Here is a 22301-nt window from a genome sequence, read left to right as displayed (position 1 = left end):
TCCCTTCCGCGGGTCGGGCGCGCCGCCGGAGGTCCGGCACGACGCGGAAGCGACGTCCCCATGGTGCGCGCCCCGCGGGCCGCGGGTCCACTTGGATCTCCGCGACGCGTGCACGCGACACCCGCGGGATGCCCGGCTCACCGGCCCGCAGACGTGATCATGCAGGCAACGACGTCTCCTCCTAAGGACTGCCCGCATGAGATGGACCCGGCGCCTGCGCCTGTGCCTGGCGGGAGCGGTGGCAGCGTCCGCGCTGTCCGCGGCCCCCGTCACCGCACGGGCCGCCGAACCGCGCGACGCCCGCCTCACCGACCTGGTCAACCCGTTCATCGGAACGGCGAACGAAGGCAACACCTTCCCCGGCGCGGCCGTGCCGTTCGGCATGGTGCAGCTCTCGCCGGACACCGGCCACAGCACCGGCTACGACTACACCCAGGACCACGTCCGCGGCTTCTCCCTGGTCCACCTCTCCGGCGTCGGCTGCCGCCTCGGCGGCGACCTGCCCGTGCTGCCGACGACGGGCGAGGTGACGCGGACCGACAACGCCAGGTACGCGGCCGGCTTCCGGCACGAGGACGAGAGCGCGAGCCCCGGCTACTACCGGGTCGGCCTGGACTCCGGCATCCGGGCCGAGCTGACCGCGACCGCCCGTACCGGCGTGCAGCGCTACACCTTCCCCGCCACCGACAAGGCCAACGTCCTGCTCGACGCCGGGCAGGCGCTGCACCGCATGGTCGCGAGCACGGTGGAGATCCTGGACGACCACACGGTGCGCACCGCGATCACCGGCCGCGGCTTCTGCAAGGACACCCTGCCGTACACCGTCTACACGATCACCCGCTTCGACCGGCCCTTCACCGCGTACGGCACCTGGGACGGCGCCACCGTCACCCCCGGGGCGCGCACCGGGCACGGCGGCGCCTACCTGCGCTTCGACACCACCGAGGACCGCACCGTCGAGGCGACCACCGCGCTGTCCTACGTCGACGCGGCCGGCGCGGCCGGCAACCTGCGCGCCGAGGGCGGCCGCCGCTTCGACGCCGTGCGCGCGGCCGCCCGGCGGGCCTGGGAGGACCGGCTGGGCGACGTACGCGCCCACGGCGGCGGCGACACGCTCAGGCGCACCTTCTACTCCTCGCTGTACCGGGCCTTCCTCGCGCCCAACGTCGGCAGCGACGCCGACGGCCGGTACACCGGCTGGGACCGGCGCGTGCACCGCACCGACGGGTTCACGTACTACCAGAACTGGTCGCTGTGGGACACCTACCGCACCCAGGCCCAGTTCCTGGCCCTGCTCGCCCCGCACGAGTCCCGCGACATGGCGATCTCCGTCGTCCACATCGCCGAGGAGAGCGGCTGGCTCCCCAAATGGGGCTACGGCACGGTCGAGACGAACATCATGACCGGCGACCCGGTGACCCCGTTCCTCACCAACGCCTTCCACCACGGCCTGCTCAAGGGGTACGAGGAGCGGGCCTACCGGGCGCTCAAGCGCAACGCCGACTCGCTGCCGCCGGCCACCTCGCCCGCGGTCGGCCGCGACGCCGTCCCCGACTACCTCGCCCGCGGCTACGCCCCCTACCTCAAGGGCCACGAACCGACCAAGGCCGGCCACTCCGACTACGCCTTCGGCGGCTCGGCCACCCTGGAGTACGCCCTGTCGGACGCCATGCTCGCCCAGATGGCGCGCGCCCTGGGCCACCGCGAGGACGCCGACCGCTGGGCCGCCCGGTCGCTGAACTACCGCAACCTCTTCGACCCCTCGACCCGCTTCTTCCGCTCCCGCGACACCTCCGGCGCCTTCACCGGACCGTGGAGCCCGGCGCAGTCCGTCGGCTTCCACGAGGGCACCGCCTGGCAGTACCAGTGGCTGGTGCCGCAGGACCTGCCCGGCGTGGTGCGCCTGATCGGCGGCGAACGCCTCGCCAACGAGCGGCTGGACGAGTTCTTCGCCTACGACCAGCTGCTCAAGGACCCCGAGCGCACCGCCCGCGAGGTGTGGGTCAACGGGCCGTACGCCTACTACGACACCGACAAGTACAACCCGCAGAACGAACCCGACCTCATCGCCCCCTACACGTATCTGTCGACCGGGCAGCCGTGGAAGACCACCGACGTGGTGCACGCCGCGCTGACCCTGTTCACCGACGGGCCGACCGGACTGACCGGCAACGACGACCTGGGCACCATGTCCGCCTGGAACGTGCTGTCGTCCATCGGCCTGTACCCGGTGCAGCCCGGCTATCCCACCTGGGGCCTGTCCACGCCGGTCTTCGACCGCGTCGACCTCCGGCTGGACCGCCGCTACCACCCGCGCGGCGCCCTCACCATCACCGCGCCGGGCACCTCCCGCGACACGCGGTACGTCCAGACGGTGCGCGCCGACGGAGTGACGTACGAACGGACGTATCTGACCACCGCCGCGCTGCGCTCGCTGCGCACCCTCCACTACACCGTGGGCCCGCGGCCCTCGTCCTGGGGGACGTCGGCGCAGGCCGCGCCGCCCGCCCTCAGGTGACCTGTCCGTAACGGTCCCTCCGCCCCGCGGTCCCGGTGGGGATCGCGGGGCGGGACTTTAATCCGCTGTTAACTGAGCGTAGCGTGATCGTACTTGACCGTAATCGGTCGGGAGCGCTTGACTGAGACTCACTCACCGCCGACGCGAGGCAAGCCATGACTTCCGATCCGCTCGCTCCCCTCGACCTGGCGTTCTGGAACATCGAGTCCGCCGACCACCCCATGCACCTCGGCGCGCTCGGCATCTTCTCGGCGCACTCGCCCACCGCCGCCGCGCACGCCGCCGACCTGCTCGCCGCCCGCGCCGCCGCCGTCCCCGGGCTGCGCATGCGCATCCGCGACACCTGGCGTCCCCTCGACCTGCGCCACCCCCTCCCGCGCGGACTGCGCGACGGACTGCGCCGGCCGCTCGGCCTCGGCGGCGCCGCCCGCGAACCCGACCCCTGCTTCGACCCGCTCCACCACGTCCGCCTGCACGCCCCCGCCCGCGACTTCCAGGCGGCGTCCGGCCGGCTCATGCAGCGCCCGCTGGAACGCAACCGCCCGCCGTGGGAGGCCCATGTGCTGCCCGGCGAGGCGGGCGACCGCTTCGCGGTGCTCTTCAAGTTCCACCACGCCCTCGCCGACGGCCTGCGCGCCCTGAGCCTGGCCGCCGCGATCCTCGACCCGATGGACCTGCCCGAGCGCCGGCCGCGCCCCGCCGCACCCGCCCGCGGACCGCTGCCCGACGTGCGCCGGCTGCCCCGGCTGGTGCGCGGCGCGCTCGCCGACGTCGGCCGCGCCCTGGACATCGGCGCCTCCGTCGCCCGTTCCACCCTCACTACCCGCCCCGTCCCCGCGCTCACCGCCGAACCCACCGGAACCCGCCGCACCGCCGGCGTCGTCCTCGACATCGACGACGTGCACCTGGTGCGCAAGGCCGTGGGCGGCACCGTCAACGACGTGCTGATCGCCGTCGTCGCCGGGGCCCTGCGCACCTGGCTCGACGAGCGCGGCGACTCCAGCGCGGGTGCCGCCCCGCGCGCCCTGATCCCGGTCTCCCGGCGCCGCCCGCGCACCGCCCACCCGCAGGGCAACCGGCTCTCCGGCTACCTGATGGAACTGCCCGTCGGCGTCGCCGACCCGCTGCGCCGGCTCGCCGCCGTCCGCACCGCCATGGACCGCAACAAGGACGCCGGCCCCGACCGCGGCGCGGGCGCCGTCGCCCTGCTGGCCGACCACGTCCCCGCCCTCGGCCACCGGCTCGGCGGCCCCCTGGTCGCCCAGGCCGCCCGGCTCTGGTTCGACATCCTGGTCACCAGCGTCCCGCTGCCCGGCTTCGGCCTGAGGCTCGGCGGCCACCCGCTCACCGCCGTCTACCCCTTCGCGCCGCTCGCCCCCGGCCAGTCCCTCGCGATCGCCGTGTCCACCTACCGCGGCCACGTCCACTACGGCCTGGTCGCCGACGCCCGCGCCGTACCCGATCTCAACCGGCTGGCCCGCGCCCTGTCCGAGGAGGTGGAGACCCTTCTCACGGTCTGCGCGCCTTGATCGTCGCGCGTTTGGCGGTACGCCGCGCCGCTGCCGTAAAATCCCCCGTTCGAAAGCGAGCGCGACTCCACGCGCCGCGTGGCGACCAGGGAAACGGCAGCGCGATGACGGTGACAGACGACGGCTCCACGGCCACGGACGAGGTGGTGTACGCACCGGGCGGCGCCGAGGCGTACGAGCCGGGCGACGAGGCGGCGCACGGCCCCGGCAGCGGCCCCGGCATCGACCCCGGCCGTCTCGCCGTCTGCCTCGACGTGCTCCAGGAACTGGACCGGATAGAGGTCGACCACCCCGACGCCATCGCGGTGCGCCGCGCCACCTCGCACGTCTACCGCATGGTCAAGCAGCGCCGCCGCCAGGAGCGCCGGGCCGCCAAGACCGCCCACGACAAGGCGGTCACCGAGGCCACGGCCACCGGCTCCGCCCAGCGCGTCGACGACGAGACCGAGGGCATCCTGCCCTCCTCCCGCACCGAGGAGGGGACGATCGCCGGCGTGCTCCGGCGCCCGCGCTCCTGCTACGTCTGCAAGCAGCGCTTCGTCGAGGTCGACTACTTCTACCACCAGCTCTGCCAGAAGTGCGCCGCCGACAACCGCGCCCGCCGCGACGCCCGCGCCGACCTGACCGGCAAGCGGGCCCTGCTCACCGGCGGCCGCGCCAAGATCGGCATGTACATCGCGCTGCGGCTGCTGCGCGACGGCGCCCACACCACGATCACCACCCGCTTCCCGAGCGACGCCGTCCGCCGCTTCAAGGCCCAGCCCGACAGCGCCGACTGGATCCACCGGCTGAAGATCGTCGGCATCGACCTGCGCGACCCCGCCCAGGTGGTCGCCCTCGCCGACTCGGTCGCGGCCGAGGGCCCGCTGGACATCCTGATCAACAACGCCGCCCAGACCGTCAGGCGCTCCCCGCAGGCCTACAGCGAGCTGCTCGCCGCCGAGTCGGCCCCGCTGCCCGCGGGTGAGCTGCCCGCGGCCGAGGTGATCGGCACCTTCGGCTCGGGCGCGGTCGCCGCGCTGCCGGAGGCCGGCTCCGGCGCGCTCACCGCCCAGGACGTCACCGACCTGGCCCTGGTGTCCGGCTCGGCGTCCCTGGAGCGGATCGCGGCCGGCACCGCCATCGACGCGGGCGGCCTGGTCCCGGACCTGCACGACACCAACAGCTGGATCCAGACGGTGGAGGAGGTCACGCCGGTCGAGCTGCTGGAGGTCCAGCTGTGCAACTCGACGGCGCCGTTCATCCTGATCAGCCGGCTGCGCCCGGTGATGGCCGCCGCCGCTGCCCGGCGGACGTACATCGTCAACGTCTCCGCCATGGAGGGCGTCTTCGAGCGCGGCTACAAGGGCGCGGGCCACCCGCACACCAACATGGCCAAGGCCGCCCTGAACATGCTCACCCGCACCAGCGCCCAGGAGATGTTCGACGAGGACGGCATCCTGATGACGGCCGTCGACACCGGCTGGATCACCGACGAGCGCCCGCACCCCGACAAGGTCCGTCTCGCCGAGGCCGGTTTCCACGCCCCGCTCGACCTGGTCGACGGCGCGGCCCGGGTCTACGACCCGATCGTGCGCGGCGAGGCCGGCGAGGACCTGTACGGCGTCTTCATGAAGGACTACGCGCCGGGCAAGTGGTGAGCGCCTCTCCCGCCCGACGGGCCGTCAGTCGGCGGCCCTGAGGCGGGAGGCGCGGTCGGCGACCAGCGCGAGGAGGGTGCGCCAGTCCTCCAGGACGCCCGCGTCCCCCTCGTCGGTCAGGGCCTCCTCGGCGGCCCGGCGCAGGGCGGCCGCGTCCTCGTCCGCCCCGCCGCCGGCCCCCGCCCGCACCAGCCGGGCGACGCGCGCGCCGAGCAGCGGGCGGACCGCGTCGGCCGCGCGGTCGCCCGGCCCGGCCCCCGGGCCCGGCCCCAGCAGCCGCCCGATGCCCTGGACCAGGCCCGCCACCTGGAGTTCCTTGTCGGCCGGGTGGCGCCGGCGCAGCAGTGCGGCGGTGCGCAGGGCGTGGTCGTGCACATCGGCGGGGCGTCCGCGCCCGGCCGGTGCGACGGTCGCGCCCCGGCAGGCGTACAGCAGGTCCATCAGCTCCTCGACACTGCGCAGCTCCATGCGTCAGTCCTCCCGCGAGACAGCCGTTCGGCACCTCAGCAGATCATGGCCGGCTTTCGCCGCGGCCAACGGGACCTGAACGGCGGGACGTAGACCGAACGGGTGAACTTCGGTCACTGCCCCGGGTGACAAATCGCCGCGAAGCCGCACAAGCAACACGCTTGACTCCAGATAGTTACCCGCTCTTTGCAGCCCCATCGAGCAGGGGGCCGCTCATTTGGTTAATCTGGAGCGGACGGACAGCACCGAAGGGTTCCCACCACACCCACGGTCCGTCCCGGGGCGAGCCGGTGCACAACGGCCGGATCGGACCTCGGTTGCCGACGCCACCGCGTCCGACCTGCTTGACCCATACCCGAGCGGGACCCAGGCGCCGTGGCGCACGGTGGCCGGGAGGCCCCGAGGGTGACCGACACATAAGGAGTGCGCGGTGACACCGGAGAAGACGAAACTCGAACAGGGAACCAGCGAACGCGTGGAGCGTCCGGGACGACGGTCCTCGGACCTCGGCATCCTCGACGTGTGGGCGCGGTCCGCCCCCATCCGCCTGGCGGGCTACGAGGAGGACCTCGCCGAGCCGCACATCCTGCCCAGCGTGGACTGACCGGCGCCACCCCCTCTCGCCGACGGCGTGGGCGTGTGACCGTGCGAGACGCACGCCCATGCTGATCAGGGAAGCCGCGGCCGACGACTGGCCGCGCGCCGCCCGGATCGCCAACGCGGGCTTCATGGTCGACCCGGAGCGCACCGGCGAGGGCGCCGGCCGCGCCCTCGCCGAACACGTGCTGGCCGCCGCCGCGGCCGACGGCTACCGCGGCATGGTCTTCAACGCCGTGGTGGAGACCAACCCGGCCGTGGCGCTGTGGACTTCGCTGGGCTTCACCGTCCTCGGCACCGTGCCGCGCGCCTACGAGCACCCGCGGCACGGACCGGTCGGCCTGCACATCACGTACAAGGCCCTGTAACCCCTCTGAACGCGCGGCCGGACGCTCCGGCCGTGCGCAACGCCCCCTACGCGCCGACCGGTTCGGCGATCCTGCGCCACGGCCGCAGCCGCTCGATCCGCTCCGCGACGTCCAGCAGCACCGCCTCCGAACCGGGGCGCCCCACCAACTGCACCGCGCAGGGCGCGCCCGAGGGCAGCGTGCCGGACGGGACCGCCATCGCCGGCCAGCCGGTCAGGTTCCACGGCGGAGTCAGCGGCGAATAGGCGGTGTTGGCCAGCACGTTGCGCAGCCAGCCCCGCTCGTGCCAGGGCCCGGCCGCGGGGGAGCGGCGGGCGAGCGCCGGGGTCAGCAGCACGTCGTGCTCGGCGAAGAACGGCTCCAGCCGCTCGCGCAGCCGCTCCCGCATGCCGCCGGTGCGCACCCCGGCCACGAACCGCCGCCCGACGGCCGCGTGCACCCGGGTGCGCCGGGCCAGCCGGCGCGGGTCCAGGGCCGCCGCGTCGACGGCGGTGCCGGCCGTCCAGTGCCGCACCGCGGTCAGTCCGAGCGAGAGCGGGTACGGCGGGTCGGCGCGCCGCACGAGGAGACCGGACCCGGCCAGCAGCAGGGCCGCGTCCCGCACGGCGCGCGCGTACGGCCTGCTCACCGCGGTCCCGGCGAGCGGGCTGCGCACGGACACGGCGACGGCGGGCGCGCCGCCCGCGCTGCCGCGCTCGAACCCGGCGCCGGCCAGCACCGAGAGCGTCAGCCGCGCGTCCTCGACCGTGGTGGCCAGCGGACCGTTCTCCGACATGCCGAACCAGTCGCCCTCGCCGATGCCCGCGGGCACCACCCCGTAGCCCGGTTTGATCGCGACCAGGCCGCAGTTGGCGGCCGGGATGCGCAGCGAGCCCATGCCGTCGTTGCCGAGCGCGACCGGCGTCATCCCGGCGGCCACCGCGGCGGCGCTGCCGCCCGAGGAACCGCCCGCCGTGCGGGTGCGGTCCCACGGGTTGCGGGCGGCGCCGAACACGCCCTCGGTGGTGCCGAAGACGCACAGCTCGGGCACGTTGGTCAGCCCGACGACCACCGCGCCCGCCGCCCGCAGCCGGGCCACGGTGACGTGGTCCTGGGCGGCGGGCGTGTCCGGCGTCGCGGCCGAGCCGACGCGGGTGGCCTCGCCGCGCACCGCGAGATTGTCCTTCACGGCCACCGGCACGCCCGCCAGCGGCAGTTCGCCGAGATCGGGCCGGGCCGCGACCTCGTCGGCCTCGGCGAGCGCCGCCTCGGCGCGCACGGTGCGGAAAGCGCCGATCCGGCCGTCCAGCCGCTCGATCCGCGCCAGGTGCTCGGCCACCACCGCGCGGGGCGCGGCCCGCCTCTCGCGGACGGCGGCGGCGATCTCGGCGGCACTGCGGCCGGCCCAACGGGTCACGGGTGCTCCTCGGAACGGGACGTACGACCCCGCACCGGGGTCGTACTCGCGAGTAGGTAAGGAGCACTCTGCCCGGCCCGGAGCCGTACGTCGAGACTCCGGCGGACACACCCGGCCACCGCCCGCTCCGACCCCGGCCGCCGTCGCGCCCGCTCGGTCCGCCCCCGGGCCCCCACGCGGTCCGCCCCGTCGCGCGCCCGCTCGGTCCGCCGCACCGCGCCCGCTCAGTCCGCCCGCGGCGCCCGGTCCAGCCGGGTCGGCGGGAGGAAGTCGCGGACGTACTCCCGGTGCCAGCACGCGCCGCTCTCGCGCCGTTCCCGCCAGGTGGTGAAGCGGTAGCGGAACAGGCGCGCCCGCACGTAGCGCGGCGGCCGGTCGGGCGGGAAGGGGGAGCGGCGCAGCAGCCGCAGGGTGGGGCGGTCGTTCTCCAGCAGCCGTTCCACCATCGCCCCGAACCAGGCGCCGGCGTACGCCGGGGACAGCGCGGCGAACCACATCATCCAGTCCAGACGCAGATGGTACGGCGCGAACTGGCGCGGCTGGCGCCGCGGGTCGCCCGGCTTGCCCCTGAACTCGTACTCCCGCCAGTCGGAGTCCGGGCGCGGGGTGTCGTCGAGGGTGCCCTCCACCACCACCTCGTACCGCACCCGGCTGACGCTGCCGAACGCGCCGTAGGTGTTGACCAGGTGCAGCGGGTCGAAGGAGCGGTTCATGACCTGGCGGCGCGAGACCAGGTTCAGCGCGGGCCGGTAGCTGAGCACCAGCACCAGCGCGGCGACCGCGAGGACCACCGCCTCGTACCACGGCGGCGCCGCCGGCAGGGGCGGCGCGCTCGCCGGGAAGCGCACCGCGGACAGCGCGAGCACGATCGTCAGCCAGTTCAGCCAGGCGAAGTTGCCCGACAGCACCAGCCACAGCTGGGTGAGGATCATCAGCGCGGCGCCGGCCGTGGCGACCGGCTGCGGGGCGAACAGCAGGAACGGCACCAGCAGCTGCGTGACGTGGTTGGCGGCCACCTCCGCCTTGTGCAGCGGTCCGGGCAGCCGGTGGAAGAACCAGCTCAGCGGGCCCGGCATCGGCTGGGTCTCGTGGTGGTGGTGCAGACAGGTCAGCTTGCGCCAGCACTCGTCGCCGCGCAGCTTGATCAGCCCGGCGCCGAACTCGACCCGGAACAGGATCCAGCGCAGCAGGAACAGCACGACGACGGGCGGCGCCACCTCGTCGTTGCCCAGGAACACCGCGAGGAACCCGGTCTCCAGCAGCAGCGACTCCCAGCCGAAGCCGTACCAGGTCTGCCCGACGTTCACGATCGACAGGTACAGCGCCCACGGCACCAGCCACAGCAGCATGCCGCCCCACAGCGGCAGCCACGCGTCCAGCCCCGCCAGCAGCGCCGCCGCCACCGCGCAGCCCGTCCAGGCGACGACGGCGAAGAGAGTGTCGCTGTAGCGCAGGTGGAACAGGCTCGGCGCCCGCCTGAACGGCACCCGCGCCACGAACCGGGGGATCGGCAGCATCCCGCGCTCGCCCAGCAGCGCCCGGAACTGCACCGCCGCCGTCAGGAACGCCACCAGATAGACCGCGGCCAGCGCCCGCTGGAAGACCAGCCGGCTCAGCCAGTACTCGGGTGCGGTGAACCAACCCACGCTGTGCACTCCCTGGTGACGACGGTGCCGCCGGTCGCGGGCCGCGCAGTCCGCGCCCGCCGCCCGGACCGCGGGGCGCCGGTGCGTGAGGACCGGTGCGTGAAGGCGGGCACCGGCCACGGGCTCCGGTTACCCCGCTCCCCGCTCGAAGAATCAGACAAATCCTGGCAAGGTGGCCCCATGGCTGAACGGGGAGCGCCCACCCTGTCACTCCCGGCCGACTGGCCCGCGAACCGGGATCCGATCCTCGCGCTGAACCGCATGGGCAGCTTCGACTGGGACCTGGACACCGGTCTGCTCAGCATGGACGCCCAGGCCCACGAGATCTTCGACGTGACCCCCGAGGAGTACGACGGCCACGCCGTGAGCCTGGCCCCCCGCGTCCCCGGCGGCGAGGGCCACCGGCTGGACGCCCTGGTCGCCCGGGCGATCAAGGAGGGCCGCGAGAACTACGGCACCTACATCCGCCTGCGCCGCCGCGACGGCACCCTGCGCTGGGTCTACACCCAGGGCTACATCCGCCGCGACGAGAGCGGCCGGCCCCGCCGGGTCTTCGGCATCATCCGGGACGCCACCGAGGAACTCGACGACATCGCCGGCCGCGAGGAGCGCGCCGCCCGCGAGGCCGCCCGGCGCGACCAGACCAACGTCGTGCAGATCACCACCGCCGCCCTCGCCCACGCGCACACCGTCCAGGACGTCATCGACGTCGTCAAGGACACCCACGGCCTGCCCCTGCTCGGCTCCACCAGCCTCGTCCTCGGGCTGGTCGAGGCGGGCAGGATCCGACTCGTCGCCGAGGGCCCCGAGGGCGCCTCCGTGCCCGGCACCCGGATCACCCGCATCGACGAGCCGTATCCGATGAGCGAGGCGGTGCGCACCCTCAGCCCGCGCTTCATCGAGTCCGCCCAGGACTTCGCCGACCTCTACCCGATCCTGTGGCCGCACATCACCGGCCTGGACATCACCTCGGCCGCCTACCTGCCGCTGATCGCCCAGGGCCGCCCCATCGGCGGCATGGGCCTGCTCTACAGCGGCCGGCACGGCTTCAGCACCGAGGAGCGCAACGTCCTCGTCGCGCTCGGCAGCAGCATCGCGCAGAGCCTGCAACGGGCCATGCTCTACGAGCAGGAGAAGGACCTCGCCCAGGGCCTCCAGCAGGCCATGCTGCCGCGCACCATCCCGAGCGTCCCCGGCGCCGACGTCGCCGTGCGCTACCGCTCCGGCTACGCGGGCGGCTCGCTCGGCCGGGACATCGGCGGCGACTGGTACGACCTGATCCCGCTGCCCGGCGGCCGGGTCGGCGCCGTCATCGGCGACGTCCAGGGCCACGACACGCACGCCGCCGCCGTCATGGGCCAGCTGCGCATCGTGCTGCGCGCCTACGCCGCCGAGGGCCACGCCCCGGCCACCGTGATGGCCCGCGCCTCGATCTTCCTGCGCGAACTCGACACCGACCGCTTCGCGACCTGCCTGTACGCGGAGGCCGACCTGTCCACCGGTGTCGTGCAGGTGGTCCGCGCCGGGCACATCGACCCGCTGGTCCGCACGGGCGACGGCGCCTGCCGCCGCGTCGAGGTCGAGGGCGGGCTGCCGCTCGGCCTGTCCGCGGAGTTCGGCAGCCTGGAGTACCCGGTGTGCGCCATGGAGCTGGACCCCGGCCAGTCGCTGATCCTGTGCACCGACGGGCTCGTGGAACAGCCCGGCGCCGACCTCGACGACGGCATGCGGGCGCTGGCCGCGTCCGTGGCGGCGGGCCCCGACGACGTACGCGCGCTCGCCGACCGGCTGATCGCGCTGGCCGAGGCGCGCGGCGGCGACGACGACGTGGCCCTGCTGGTGCTGCGCCGCCGGGCGCTGACCGAGCGCCGGCCCGTCGGCCGGCTCCAGCAGCACGTGGCGCCCGGCGACCCCGAGGCCCTGACCCAGGCCCGGCACATGGTCGGGGCGGCGGTGCGCTCCTGGGGCGCGCGGGAACGCTCCGACGAGATCGAACTGGTGGCAGACGAGCTGATCACCAACGCCCTCATGCACACCGAGGGCGCGGCCGTGGTCACCCTGCGCGTGCTCAGCGGCACCGACCGGCGGCTGCGCGTCGAGGTCGAGGACTCCTCCAGCGCGCTGCCGCGCCGCCGCGAGCCGGGCGAGCAGGGCGTCTCCGGCCGCGGCCTGCTCCTGGTCGACCGGCTCACCGACGTGTGGGGCGTGGAGGCGCGCGGCGGCGGAAAGTGTCTGTGGTGCGAGTTCGTGGTGCCCGAGCGCGACTGACCGGCCGCGCCGGGCGCGGGACGGGACCGGACGAGAGGCGGGCCGTCGTCGGCGCCGGGTGGCACTCTTGGAGGCATGCCCGAACTGCCCGAGGTGGAAGCGCTCAGGGACTTCCTGACCGACAACCTGGTAGGCCACGAGATCGTACGGGTGCTGCCCGTCGCCGTCAGCGTCCTGAAGACGTACGACCCTCCCGTCACCGCCCTGGAGGGCCATGAGGTCACGGCGGTGCGCCGGCACGGCAAGTTCCTGGACGTCGGGACCGCCGGCGGCCCGCATCTGGTCACCCATCTCGCCCGCGGCGGCTGGCTCCAGTGGAAGGACCGCCTCCCGGACGGCGTGCCCCGCCCCGGCAAGGGCCCCCTGGCGCTGCGCGTCGCCCTGGAGAACGGCGCCGGCTTCGACCTCACCGAGGCGGGCACCCAGAAGCGCTTGGCCGTCCACGTCGTCCGGGACCCTCGGGAGGTGCCGGGCGTGGCCCGGCTCGGCCCCGATCCGCTGGCCGACGACTTCGACGAGGAGCGCTTCGCCGGCCTGCTCGCGGGCGAGCGGCGGCAGATCAAGGGCGCCCTGCGCGACCAGGGACTGATCGCGGGCGTGGGCAACGCCTACAGCGACGAGATCCTGCACGCCGCGCGGATGTCCCCGTTCAAGCTGACCGCCTCGCTGACCCCCGAGGAGGTCGCGGGCCTGTACGCGGCGCTGCGCCGCACGCTGACGGAGGCCGTCGAACGGTCGCGGGGCGTAGCGGCCGGGCGGCTGAAGGCCGAGAAGAAGAGCGGCCTGCGGGTGCACGGCCGCACCGGCGAGCCCTGCCCGGTGTGCGGCGACACCGTCCGCGAGGTCTCCTTCAGCGACTCCTCGCTCCAGTACTGCCCCACCTGCCAGACCGGCGGCAGACCGCTGGCCGACCGCCGGCTGTCCCGGCTGCTCAAGTAGGAGCGGGGCGGGCCGTCGCTCAGGGCCGCCGCTCAGGGCGGGCCGAGCGTCACCAGGCGCCGCCCGTCCGTGGTGCGCACCTCGAAGCGGGCGATCTGCCCGGGCCGCAGCGCCGCGCCCCCCGTCATGGTGGCCGGCCGCACCGCGCCCGGACGGACGGCCCAGGTCGCCACCGTCTGCTCCGATCCGTCCCGGCCGACCGCCACGAGCCGGCACGCGTGCGGTCCCGTCCGGTCCGCGACCCGCAGCCACACCTCGCTGCCCCAGCCCGCGTCCGTCGCCCGCACCTCGGCCCGCACCCCCGTGCGCGCGTCGGTCGCGGCCGCCGACAGCGGTCCCGCGCCGCCTGTGTGCCGGGCGAGGGCCGTCGCCGCGGGGCCGCCCACCGCGAGCACCGCACAGGCGGCCAGCGCCCACAGCAGCCGCCGCCGGCCGGCCCGCCGACGCCGCGCCACCTCGCCGGTCAGCCGCTCCAGCAGCCGGGGACCGGGCCGCGCCGCCGGGTGCACGAAACGCGGCGTCGCGCGCCGGTACAGGAGCAGCTGCCGCGCCGTGGGACCGAATCCGGTGACGTGCGCCGCGCAGCCGGGACACTCGGCGAGGTGGTCCTCGAAGCGGAAGGCGTCCGCCTCGTCCAGCACGCCGAGCGCGTACGCGCCGACGTCGCGATGCCGTTCCAGGGACCTCATGCCGATTCCTCGCGGTGGGTGCGGGCGGGGTTACTCCTTGCTCCCACCCGTACGCGCCGCACCGGCGAATCACTCAAGCCACGCACCGAATCGTGACCTGCGGGCGCGCGCCGGTCCCGCCCCCGGGCCGGCCGCGGCCTCGACCGGCCCGCGAGCCGCGCCCCGAGGCCGCGAGCGGAACCGGACGCACGGCCCCGGCCCCCGTGCTCCACCTCGCGGCGGAGCGGGCCGCGGAGGCCAGAAGCGGAGGCCAGGAGCGGAGGCTAGAAAAGGTGGATGGCGAGATGGCCGAGGGGCAGCCCGAGCTGCCAGGCGGGCGTCCACACCTTCGGGCCCTCGTCCTCGCCCAGCGCGCCCGCGCCGTCCGGCACCGCGTCCAGGTCGGGCGCGAGCAGCTCGGTCTCCACCAGCCACCGCCAGGCCGCCTCGGCCAGCGCCAGGTCCGGCGACCCGGCGCCGCGCGGGCCGGCCGCCAGCGCGGCCATCCGTTCGCCCACCCAGTCCTGCCACGGCTGGTCGTACGCCGTCAGCGACAGCCAGGTCTCCAGCTGCGACACCACCCGGATGCCGGGCAGCTCGCCGCCGGTGTCGGACAGGAAGACGGTCAGCGCCAGCGCGTCCCGCCCCGCGCGGAACTCCACCGACGCCGGCGGCATCAGGTCGCCGGTGCGCAGCAGTTCGTCGGCGATGTACTCGGCGTAGAACCAGGCCATCGGGACGGCCGCGTCGCCGTCGCCGTCCGTGTTCTCGTGACCTCTGTGCAGCATCCCTTCCCGCCTTCCTCCGGTGCGTGCGCGTCACCCGGCCCCGGCTCCTGGGACCCCGTCCGGAACGCGCCTGAGGACAGCCGATTACTCAACCGTGGTCCACAGCAAGGCGCTTTGCGAAGGCTTGACGGTGTCCCCGGTTTCACCGCAGGTCGGCCGCGTAACCCGGCAGCACCCGGCGCAGGGCGCGCAGCGCGTAATACGCGCGGGACTTCACGGTACCGGGCGGAATGCCCAGGGTTGCGGCGGCCTCCGCCACACTGGCCCCCTGGAAGTACACCAGCACCAGGACTTCACGGTGGCGCGGCGTGAGTGTCTTCACAGCCTCGCGCACGTCGAGCGTCGCGGCCGACCGTTCGGCGTGGTCGGCGATCACCCGCGCGTTCTCCAGGACGGCGTCGCCGACTTCCGGCGGCCTCGCCCGCCGGGCCCGGCGCGCGTCGATGGCTAGCCGGCGCGCGACGGTCAGCAGCCAGGGCCGCACCGAGTCGAACGCGTCGGCGCGCAGCGCCTCCGGATGCTGCCAGGCCCGTACGAGGGTCTCCTGCACGAGGTCCTCCGCGCGCTGCCGGTCGCCGTCGCACAGCCTGAGCAGCAGGGCGAACAGGGGCCTGCCGTGCTCGCGCTGGAGCGCGGCGAGCTCGTGCTCGGCGGTGGTGGGGACCCGGGAGAGGGTGGTTCCGGCCGTCATGGCCGTATGGCATCGCAGCCGGCCGCGCGGGGACAGGGGGCGGACGCGGCGGTGCGGCGGACGGTCGATGGCGTCGGCGAACGGTACGACGAACGGTCCGTCAGCACCCGGTACGACGCACGGGGCGCCACGAGCCGGTACGACGAACGGTCCGTCAGGACCGCGCCCTGACCCGGACGGGCCAACGGCGGGGCCCGGACCGTTTGCGAGGGCGGACGACTTCGTACCCATTGTCTGTCCATATGACCTACATCGCCCGTCCGCGCGCCCCCTCCCGGGCCCCGGCGCACGCTCGCAGTGAGGTGAACCGATGATCGCCCGCAGACACCGGCTGGCCCTGACCGTGACGGCCCTCCTCGCCGCGGGCGCCGCCTGCCGGGCCGAACTCCTGGACCGGGACGCCGCACCGCCCCGGCCCGCGCCGGCGGCGCCCGGATCGCGCCCGGCCGCGGGCGCGTTCACCCTGCTGGCTTCCGGCGGCATCCTGGCGGACAGCTCCGTCGTCGACCGGGCCGCCTTCGACGCGGGCGGCGCCGGGCACGACTTCCGGCCGATGCTGGCGGGTGTGGGGCCCGCGGTCGCCCGCGCCGACCTGGCGCTGTGCCAGCTGGACACGGTCCTCGGCGACGGCGCCCCCGGGACGGGCGGCGGCGCGCCGCCCGAGCTGGCGCAGGCCCTGGCGGAGACCGGCTACGACGGCTGCGCGACCGCCTCCGAACACACCCTGGACGGCGGCGCGGACGGCGTGCGCGGCACCCTGGACGCCCTCGACGGGGCCGGCGTACGGCACGCCGGGTCGGCGCGCGCCGAGGCCGAGGCGCGCGGCGTCACGCTGCTGCGCGCCGGGCGCGCCCTGGTCGCCCCGCTGTCCTACGGCGACGGCACGGACCGGCCGTTCCCGCCCGGACAGCCGTGGGCGCTGAACCTGATCGACGCCGACCGGATCGTCGCCGACGCCCGCGCCGCCCGGCAGGCCGGCGCCGACGTGGTCGTGGTCCTCCTGCGGTGGGGCCCGCGGTGGCAGGAGGCCCCGGACGCGGGCCAACTGGACCTGGCCCGGCGGCTGACCGCCGCCCGCGCCGGCGACCGCCCCGCCGTCGACCTGATCCTCGGCGGCGGCGCCCGCCTGCCGCAGCCCTGGGAGAAGGTCGGCGGCACCTGGGTGGTCTACGGGACCGGCGACCAGATCGCCGGCCCGAGCGCCGACGACCCCCGGGCGGCCGACCCGCGCGCGGGCGAGAGCGCCCTCGCCCGCTTCACCTTCGCCCCGCCCGTCCGGCCGGGCGGCCGCTGGGAGGTGACCCGCGCCGAGTTCGTCCCCGCGCTGTACGACAGCGACGCCGGCCGGGTGGTGAACCTCGACGAGGCCATCGCCCGCGGCGCCGACCTGGAGGGCGTACGCGACCGTATCCGCACCGCGGTGCTCGCCCGGGGCGCGGCGGAGGACGGGCTGCTGATGGGACGGTGAAGCGGGCGGCCGGGCGGGGCGGCGCGCGGGCCGGTTCGGGACGGGACGCGGGCCGGTTCGGGACGGGGCGCGGGCCGGTTCGGGACGGGGCGCGGCGGCCGGTCAGTCGCCGGTGCGCCGGGGGCCGGCCAGCGCCGACCGCTTGTACGAGTACCCGAAATAGATCACGCACCCGATCAGGAACCACACCACGAACCGCAGCCACGTCTGCCACTGCAGGAACGTGATCAGCCAGAGGGAGAACACCACGCCCAGCGCCGGCACGAACGGCATCCACGGCGTGCGGAAGGCGCGCGGCAGGTCGGGCCGCCGGTAGCGCAGCACGATCACCGCCACGCACACCACCACGAACGCCAGCAGGATGCCGATGTTGGTCAGCTCCGCCGCCTCCGCGATCGGCAGGAACCCGGCGATGGCCGCCGACGCCACCCCGACGATCCAGGTCACCCGGGTCGGCACGTGCCGGGTGGGGTGGGTCTTGGCGAACCACCGGGGCAGCAGCCCGTCCCGCGACATCGCGAACCACACCCGGGTCACGCCCAGCATGAAGGTGAACATCACCGTGAGGATGCCGATGATCGCGCCCACCGCGATCACGTCCGCCAGCCGGCTCAGCCCCACCGACTTGAACGCGGTGGAGAAGCCGCTCTCCTTGTCGATGTCCTTGTAGTTCTGCATGCCGGTCAGCACCAGGCAGGCCGCCACGTACAGCACCATCGCGATCACCAGCGAGTAGATGATCGCCTTCGGCATGTGCCGTTGCGCGTCCTTGGACTCCTCGGCCGCCGTCGACATGGCGTCGTAGCCGAACACCGCGAAGAACACGGTCGCCGCGCCGGTGAACGCCCCGCCGATCCCGTAGGGGAAGAACGGGTGGTAGTGGGCGGTGTTGATGTGGAAGACGCCGACGATGATCACCACCAGCACCACGATCACCTTCAGCGCCACCACCACCGTCTCGAAGCGGGCGGCGCTGCGGATGCCCAGGGTCAGCAGCCAGGCGATGAGCAGACACAGGATCGCGGCGAACAGGTCGACCTTGTGTCCGGGGCCGGTCCCGGGCGCGCCCAGCATCCAGGCGGGCAGCTGCGCGCCCATGTCCTGGACCAGGAAGCTGAAGTAGCCGGAGATGCCGATGGCGACCACCGCCACGATCGCCGTGTACTCCAGCAGCAGGTCCCAGCCGATGAACCAGCCGGCGAACTCGCCCAGCACCGCGTAGCCGTAGGTGTAGGCGGAGCCCGCCTTCGGGATCATGCCCGCGAACTCGGCGTAGGACAGGGCAGCGGCGGCGCTCGCGACGCCCGCGATGAGGAAGGACACCAGCACGGCGGGACCGGCCGTGCCGTTGGCGACCGTGCCCGCCAGGGTGAAGATGCCCGCGCCGATGATGCCGCCCACACCGATCGCGGTCAGCTGGAACAGCCCGAGCGTGCGTTCGAGCCGGGGGCCTTCGGCGGCTTCCGTCTCCTCGATGTGTTCGATGGGTTTACGGCGGAGGATTCCCTCACCCATCCGGAGTCGGGCCATGAGCCTCACCTCTTCGCAGACGGCAGTCGGCTGACGGCGGATCATGATGGCCCGGGGCCGCGGGACCCGGAAGACCCCGGCACGTCCGGACCGCCGTACCCGGCGCCCGGCCGGACGCCCCGGTCTACGGCACCACCGTCACCGGCCATCGTCCCGCCTTCACCAGGCGGACCGCCACCGAGCCGATGATCCGATGGCCGGCCTGCTCCGAGGCGCCGACCACCACCGCGTCCGCCGTCAGTTCGTCCGCCGCCTTCACCAGACCGTTGTACGGGTCGCCGCGGAAGGTGTGGAACTCCCAGCGCACGGCGAATATCCCCTTCAGCCGCTCGGCGGACTCCCGGATCTGCTGGACCAGGTCCTCGGCGATCTCGTCGGTCGTCTCCGCCACCGGCGCGCCGAGCGCGGCCCCCGCCGTCATCACCGGCTGGACGTACACCACAGCGAGCAACGCGCCCTGGCGCCGGGCCAGTCCGGCGGCGTACGCGGCGGCCCGCATCGAGGACTCCGAACCGTCCACCCCGGCGACGATGACCTTGGGCCCGTCCGTGCCCCGCTCGAAACGGTGTTCCTGCCGCTCGTGCTCCTCGTGCTGTTCCGTCACGCCGCGAGGTTATCGGAAGGAAGCCTTCCCGTTGAGGTCCGGGGCGGCGCCGGCGGGCGCGGGGACGGCCCCGGCCGGGCGGTTCGCGAAACGGTTCGCCGGGAATGGGCCGGGCGGGTGCTTTCGTGCCGCCGTGCCGGTGCGGGAGTGACGCTCCGGTCACTGATGAGTCATGCAGAAGGATCAGTTGCTCACACGGCGCCGGATGCTGTTCGCCGGCGCCGCCGCTCTCGGGGCGGGCGCGGCAGGCACGGCCGGCCTGCTGCTCACCGGCTCCTCCGACACCCGGTCCGCCGCTCCCGCCGCCGGCCCCCAGGCGCGCGTCCCGCTCAAGTCCTCCACCTACCGGCTGCGTCCCCTGACCGGAGACGTACCGCAGCGCGCCCAGCCGCTGCCGACCAAGGTGCGCACCGCGCCGATCCTGCGCTTCCCGGGCCGTGGCAACACCATGCTGCTGACGTTCGACGACGGACCCAACCCCGAGTACACCCCGCACATCCTGGACACCCTCGCCAAGTACGACATCCGGGCGACGTTCATGGTGTGCGGCGAGATGGCCGACTGGAACCGCGACCTGCTGGCCCGGATGGCCGACGAGGGGCACGTCGTCGGCAACCACACCTGGACCCACCCGCTGCTCACCCAGCTCAGCCGCAGCGAGATCCGCGACGAGATCGAGAGCACCAGCGACGTCATCGAGAAGGCGTACGGCTCCCGGCCGCTGTGGTTCCGCGCCCCCTACGGGGCCTGGAACCGCACCGTGTTCCAGCTCAACGCCCAGATGGGCATGGAACCGCTGGCGTGGAGCGTCGACAGCCTCGACTGGACCACCCCGGGCACCGGCACGATCGTCCGCCGGGTCGAACGCGGCGCGGGCCCCGGCGTCGTGGTGCTCTCCCACGACGCCGGGGGCGACCGCACACAGACCGTCAAGGCGCTGAAGAAATACCTGCCCAAACTCCTGGACAAGGGCTTCCGCTTCACCGTGCCGCGCCGCACGTACACCTGACCCGCCGGGCCGGAACGGTCAGCGGGTCTGGATCAGACGGGCGAAGACGACGACGTTTCCCTGGTATCCGGTCTGTTTGGTGTAGTCGCCGCCGCAGGTGATGAGCCGGAGTTCCGGAGTTCCTTTCGAGCCGTACACCCGGTCGCCGGGGAAGTCGTCCTTCTCGAACACCTCCACGCCGTACACCTCGAACACGGCCGTCTTTCCGTCCTGGCGGCTCACCTCGACGTGATTTCCCTTTTTCAGGGCGCCGAGTCCGTAGAACACCGCCGGCCCCATTTTGTTGTCCACGTGGCCGACGACGACCGCCGTCCCCTTCTCCCCGGGCGTGACCGCGCCGTTGAACCAGCCGGCCAGGTTCGGGTCGTCCGGGGGCGGCGCGGCGACCCAGCCGTCCGCGTCCACGCCGACCGGTGTGACGGGCGCGTCGACCTGGATGACGGGGATCCTGACCCGCTCGGGCGCCGAGCGGTCCAGCGCCTGTCCCCCCACCGCGGGCGGCGCGCTGGGCGGCGCGTGGGTGAGGTCGGGTGCGACGGCCTTCGCGGGCTGGGGCGGACCGACGTCGAACTCCCCGGAACCGTTGCGGATGAGCGCGAGCCCGGTGAGCAGAACCAGCGCTATCACACCCCACGGAGCACGTGTGCGCCGCGCCTCGTGCTCCGCCTCGCCGGCACCGTCGGACAGCTCGCTCACAGACATTCGCCATCCCCTCTCGACGCGGCCGTCGCCCCGTCGCTCGCGCATATGAGAACGCTAAGTCCCGCACGCGCAACCGGCGACGGGACGGCGGCGAACGGGTGGCGGGCGCCTTTCCCGTGCGCCATCCGGGACGAGCCGGGCGGGTGCATTCCGCAACTCGTGACCTGCGCCGTTGGCCAACGGGGTGAATTCCGCCGGGGTAGGGGCTCACCAGGACGGACCAGCTCCGAAATGCGGCCGACAACAGGGCGTCCGAGGGTTCCTTTCGGGAGGTGCTTTCTCGCCGAACGTCCGGGTACGGGTCCCGGGGCGCCTTCCGCGGAGGAACCATGCGCACTACTCGTACCCCCTTGCCGGTCCTGCTCGCGGCCCTCGCGGCGGTCGGGCTGGCGGCGCCGGCGGCCGTCGCCAAGGGCGGCGACGTCCCGGGCGCCAACGCGGGAGGCGGCCCCGGCAACGGGCCCGCCGGCGGCAACGGACAGGTCGGCGGCTTCGGGAACGTGCCGGGAGGTGGCGTCGCGGTCGTTCCCGGGGGCGGCGTCGGCAGCGTTCCGGGAGGCGGCGTGGGGAACGTCCCGGGAGGCGGTCCCGGGGGCGGACCGGGCGGTGGTCCCGGGGTCGGGCCGGGCGGTGGTTGGGGAGTCGGCCCGGGACCCGGGAACGGACCGGGGAACGGCTTCGGGAACGGGCCGGGGAACGGCTTCGGGAACGGGCCGGGGAACGGCTTCGGGAACGGGCCGGGGAACGGCTTCGGGAACGGACCGGGGAACGGCTTCGGGAACGGACCGGGAAATGGGTTCGGGAACGGCCCCGGCAACGGTCGGGGCGGTGTGGAGAACGGCCGCGGGCACGGGCACGGCTTCCGCCACGGGCAGGAGGGCGCCGGTCCGGGGTCCGGTTTCGGCAACGGTCAGGTGGGCCCGGGAGGCGGGCACGGCGGTGGCTTCGGCAACGGCGGCGGCTGGTCCGGTGGCGCGGGCGGTGCCGGCGGCGGCCCGGGCGGCGGCGTCGGCGGCGGGAGCGGCGTCCGTAACATCACCGCCCTGCCCGGCGCGATCGCCCGCGGCGGACGGCTGACGATCTCGGTCGACGGCTGCCGCGGCGGCGGCACCGCGTCCTCGCGCGCCTTCGCCCCCACGCCGCTCAGGCCCTTCGGCGCGGCGGGCGAGACGGCACGCGGCACCGCCACGATCCGTTTCGACGCCCGCCCCGGCAGCTACGACATCACCGCCGACTGCGGCGGCCGCTCCCTGACCCGCCCGGCGGCGTTCACCGTCGTCGGCGGCGTCAACGGGGGAGTCGGCGGCGGTACCACCACCGGCGCCACCAAGGCCGATGTGGCCATCGGCGGCGGGCTGTTGGCCGCGGGCGCCATCGGCGGCGGCGCGGTCTGGCTGCTGCGCCGCCGCGCCGGCAAGCGCGTCTGACGGGGCGACCGCCTCGGCACACGGCTTTCGCCCCGGACCTCACGA

18 protein-coding genes and 1 pseudogene are annotated in these 22301 nt (G+C 74.5%); 10 read left to right on the top strand and 9 right to left on the bottom strand.

Annotated features, from left to right (window positions below; translation table 11 throughout):
* The first annotated feature begins 196 nt into the window (after positions 1–196).
* From ABEB07_RS10795 to ABEB07_RS10785, 3 genes are all read left to right on the top strand, one after another.
* On the top strand, positions 197–2518 hold the full coding sequence (locus ABEB07_RS10795; protein WP_345668071.1) for a GH92 family glycosyl hydrolase: 2322 nt from the start codon (positions 197–199) through the stop codon (positions 2516–2518).
* 155 nt (positions 2519–2673) lie between these two features.
* A complete protein-coding gene (locus ABEB07_RS10790) occupies positions 2674–4047 on the top strand; it encodes a wax ester/triacylglycerol synthase family O-acyltransferase (RefSeq protein WP_345668070.1) in 1374 nt (457 codons plus the stop codon).
* A gap of 104 nt (positions 4048–4151) precedes the next feature.
* Positions 4152–5687: an SDR family NAD(P)-dependent oxidoreductase gene (locus ABEB07_RS10785; protein WP_345668069.1), complete on the top strand. Its 1536-nt coding sequence runs from the start codon at positions 4152–4154 to the stop codon at positions 5685–5687.
* Positions 5688–5711: 24 nt separating this feature from the next.
* On the opposite strand, the gene ABEB07_RS10780 is transcribed toward ABEB07_RS10785, so the two are convergent.
* Positions 5712–6155 (bottom strand): hypothetical protein, encoded by a 444-nt coding sequence (locus ABEB07_RS10780; RefSeq protein ID WP_345668068.1) that lies wholly within the window; start codon positions 6153–6155, stop codon positions 5712–5714.
* Positions 6156–6585: 430 nt separating this feature from the next.
* On the opposite strand from ABEB07_RS10780, the gene ABEB07_RS10775 reads away from it, so the two are divergent.
* Positions 6586–6759: a hypothetical protein gene (locus tag ABEB07_RS10775; RefSeq protein WP_176151384.1), complete on the top strand. Its 174-nt coding sequence runs from the start codon at positions 6586–6588 to the stop codon at positions 6757–6759.
* A 97-nt stretch (positions 6760–6856) separates the two neighbouring features.
* Positions 6857–7120, top strand: a pseudogene (locus ABEB07_RS10770) (GNAT family N-acetyltransferase); the annotation flags it as partial.
* Positions 7121–7166: 46 nt separating this feature from the next.
* Here the strand turns inward: ABEB07_RS10770 and ABEB07_RS10765 are convergent.
* Positions 7167–8516, bottom strand: a complete 1350-nt coding sequence (locus tag ABEB07_RS10765; protein ID WP_345668065.1) for an amidase — start codon at positions 8514–8516, stop codon at positions 7167–7169.
* A 224-nt stretch (positions 8517–8740) separates the two neighbouring features.
* On the bottom strand, positions 8741–10162 hold the full coding sequence (locus ABEB07_RS10760) for a lipase maturation factor family protein (RefSeq protein WP_345668064.1): 1422 nt from the start codon (positions 10160–10162) through the stop codon (positions 8741–8743).
* A gap of 180 nt (positions 10163–10342) precedes the next feature.
* Here ABEB07_RS10760 and ABEB07_RS10755 point away from each other — a divergent pair, with 180 nt between their 5' ends.
* Both ABEB07_RS10755 and ABEB07_RS10750 read left to right on the top strand, forming a co-directional pair.
* Positions 10343–12430 (top strand): SpoIIE family protein phosphatase, encoded by a 2088-nt coding sequence (locus tag ABEB07_RS10755; RefSeq protein WP_345668063.1) that lies wholly within the window; start codon positions 10343–10345, stop codon positions 12428–12430.
* 75 nt (positions 12431–12505) lie between these two features.
* On the top strand, positions 12506–13369 hold the full coding sequence (locus tag ABEB07_RS10750) for an Fpg/Nei family DNA glycosylase (RefSeq protein ID WP_345668062.1): 864 nt from the start codon (positions 12506–12508) through the stop codon (positions 13367–13369).
* 32 nt (positions 13370–13401) lie between these two features.
* Here ABEB07_RS10750 and ABEB07_RS10745 read toward each other — a convergent pair whose 3' ends face one another.
* The 3 genes from ABEB07_RS10745 to ABEB07_RS10735 all read right to left on the bottom strand — a co-directional run bounded on the left by ABEB07_RS10745 (position 13402) and on the right by ABEB07_RS10735 (position 15516).
* The gene (locus ABEB07_RS10745; RefSeq protein WP_345668061.1) at positions 13402–14058 is read right to left on the bottom strand and encodes a zf-HC2 domain-containing protein; all 657 of its coding nucleotides are present in this window, start codon (positions 14056–14058) and stop codon (positions 13402–13404) included.
* A 263-nt stretch (positions 14059–14321) separates the two neighbouring features.
* Positions 14322–14825 carry a hypothetical protein gene (locus ABEB07_RS10740; RefSeq protein ID WP_345668059.1) on the bottom strand — a complete coding sequence of 168 codons (504 nt, stop codon included), beginning with the start codon at positions 14823–14825 and terminating at the stop codon, positions 14322–14324.
* A gap of 142 nt (positions 14826–14967) precedes the next feature.
* Positions 14968–15516: a sigma-70 family RNA polymerase sigma factor gene (locus ABEB07_RS10735; RefSeq protein WP_176151391.1), complete on the bottom strand. Its 549-nt coding sequence runs from the start codon at positions 15514–15516 to the stop codon at positions 14968–14970.
* A gap of 310 nt (positions 15517–15826) precedes the next feature.
* Here ABEB07_RS10735 and ABEB07_RS10730 point away from each other — a divergent pair, with 310 nt between their 5' ends.
* Complete coding sequence (locus tag ABEB07_RS10730) at positions 15827–16984, top strand: CapA family protein (protein ID WP_345668058.1); 1158 nt, start codon at positions 15827–15829, stop codon at positions 16982–16984.
* A 102-nt stretch (positions 16985–17086) separates the two neighbouring features.
* Here the strand turns inward: ABEB07_RS10730 and ABEB07_RS10725 are convergent, their stop codons facing one another.
* Together ABEB07_RS10725 and ABEB07_RS10720 are read right to left on the bottom strand one after the other, a co-directional pair.
* The gene (locus tag ABEB07_RS10725; RefSeq protein WP_176151393.1) at positions 17087–18514 is read right to left on the bottom strand and encodes an amino acid permease; all 1428 of its coding nucleotides are present in this window, start codon (positions 18512–18514) and stop codon (positions 17087–17089) included.
* 124 nt (positions 18515–18638) lie between these two features.
* Positions 18639–19118, bottom strand: coding sequence for a universal stress protein (locus ABEB07_RS10720; protein ID WP_164585505.1), 480 nt, complete (start codon positions 19116–19118; stop codon positions 18639–18641).
* Between the two features lie 172 nt (positions 19119–19290).
* Here ABEB07_RS10720 and ABEB07_RS10715 point away from each other — a divergent pair, with 172 nt between their 5' ends.
* Positions 19291–20127 (top strand): polysaccharide deacetylase family protein, encoded by an 837-nt coding sequence (locus tag ABEB07_RS10715; protein ID WP_345668057.1) that lies wholly within the window; start codon positions 19291–19293, stop codon positions 20125–20127.
* An 18-nt stretch (positions 20128–20145) separates the two neighbouring features.
* On the opposite strand, the gene ABEB07_RS10710 is transcribed toward ABEB07_RS10715, so the two are convergent.
* Positions 20146–20829, bottom strand: a complete 684-nt coding sequence (locus tag ABEB07_RS10710; protein ID WP_176151395.1) for a class F sortase — start codon at positions 20827–20829, stop codon at positions 20146–20148.
* An 830-nt stretch (positions 20830–21659) separates the two neighbouring features.
* On the opposite strand from ABEB07_RS10710, the gene ABEB07_RS10705 reads away from it, so the two are divergent.
* The gene (locus ABEB07_RS10705; protein ID WP_345668056.1) at positions 21660–22256 is read left to right on the top strand and encodes a hypothetical protein; all 597 of its coding nucleotides are present in this window, start codon (positions 21660–21662) and stop codon (positions 22254–22256) included.
* Positions 22257–22301: the final 45 nt, after the last annotated feature.

The organism is Streptomyces similanensis (assembly GCF_039543625.1).
Taxonomy (GTDB): Bacteria; Actinomycetota; Actinomycetes; order Streptomycetales; family Streptomycetaceae; genus Streptomyces; species Streptomyces similanensis.
This window is presented reverse-complemented; position numbering and strand designations above follow the sequence as displayed.

Coding starts and splice junctions, on each gene's coding strand:
- ABEB07_RS10755 (WP_345668063.1), top strand. CDS start 10,343: ATGGCTGAACGGGGAGCGCCCACCCTGTCACTCCCGGCCGACTGGCCC.
- ABEB07_RS10730 (WP_345668058.1), top strand. CDS start 15,827: ATGATCGCCCGCAGACACCGGCTGGCCCTGACCGTGACGGCCCTCCTC.
- ABEB07_RS10795 (WP_345668071.1), top strand. CDS start 197: ATGAGATGGACCCGGCGCCTGCGCCTGTGCCTGGCGGGAGCGGTGGCA.
- ABEB07_RS10740 (WP_345668059.1), bottom strand. CDS start 14,825: ATGCTGCACAGAGGTCACGAGAACACGGACGGCGACGGCGACGCGGCC.
- ABEB07_RS10745 (WP_345668061.1), bottom strand. CDS start 14,058: ATGAGGTCCCTGGAACGGCATCGCGACGTCGGCGCGTACGCGCTCGGC.
- ABEB07_RS10790 (WP_345668070.1), top strand. CDS start 2,674: ATGACTTCCGATCCGCTCGCTCCCCTCGACCTGGCGTTCTGGAACATC.
- ABEB07_RS10710 (WP_176151395.1), bottom strand. CDS start 20,829: ATGTCTGTGAGCGAGCTGTCCGACGGTGCCGGCGAGGCGGAGCACGAG.
- ABEB07_RS10735 (WP_176151391.1), bottom strand. CDS start 15,516: ATGACGGCCGGAACCACCCTCTCCCGGGTCCCCACCACCGCCGAGCAC.
- ABEB07_RS10715 (WP_345668057.1), top strand. CDS start 19,291: ATGCAGAAGGATCAGTTGCTCACACGGCGCCGGATGCTGTTCGCCGGC.
- ABEB07_RS10785 (WP_345668069.1), top strand. CDS start 4,152: ATGACGGTGACAGACGACGGCTCCACGGCCACGGACGAGGTGGTGTAC.
- ABEB07_RS10750 (WP_345668062.1), top strand. CDS start 12,506: ATGCCCGAACTGCCCGAGGTGGAAGCGCTCAGGGACTTCCTGACCGAC.
- ABEB07_RS10780 (WP_345668068.1), bottom strand. CDS start 6,155: ATGGAGCTGCGCAGTGTCGAGGAGCTGATGGACCTGCTGTACGCCTGC.
- ABEB07_RS10725 (WP_176151393.1), bottom strand. CDS start 18,514: ATGGCCCGACTCCGGATGGGTGAGGGAATCCTCCGCCGTAAACCCATC.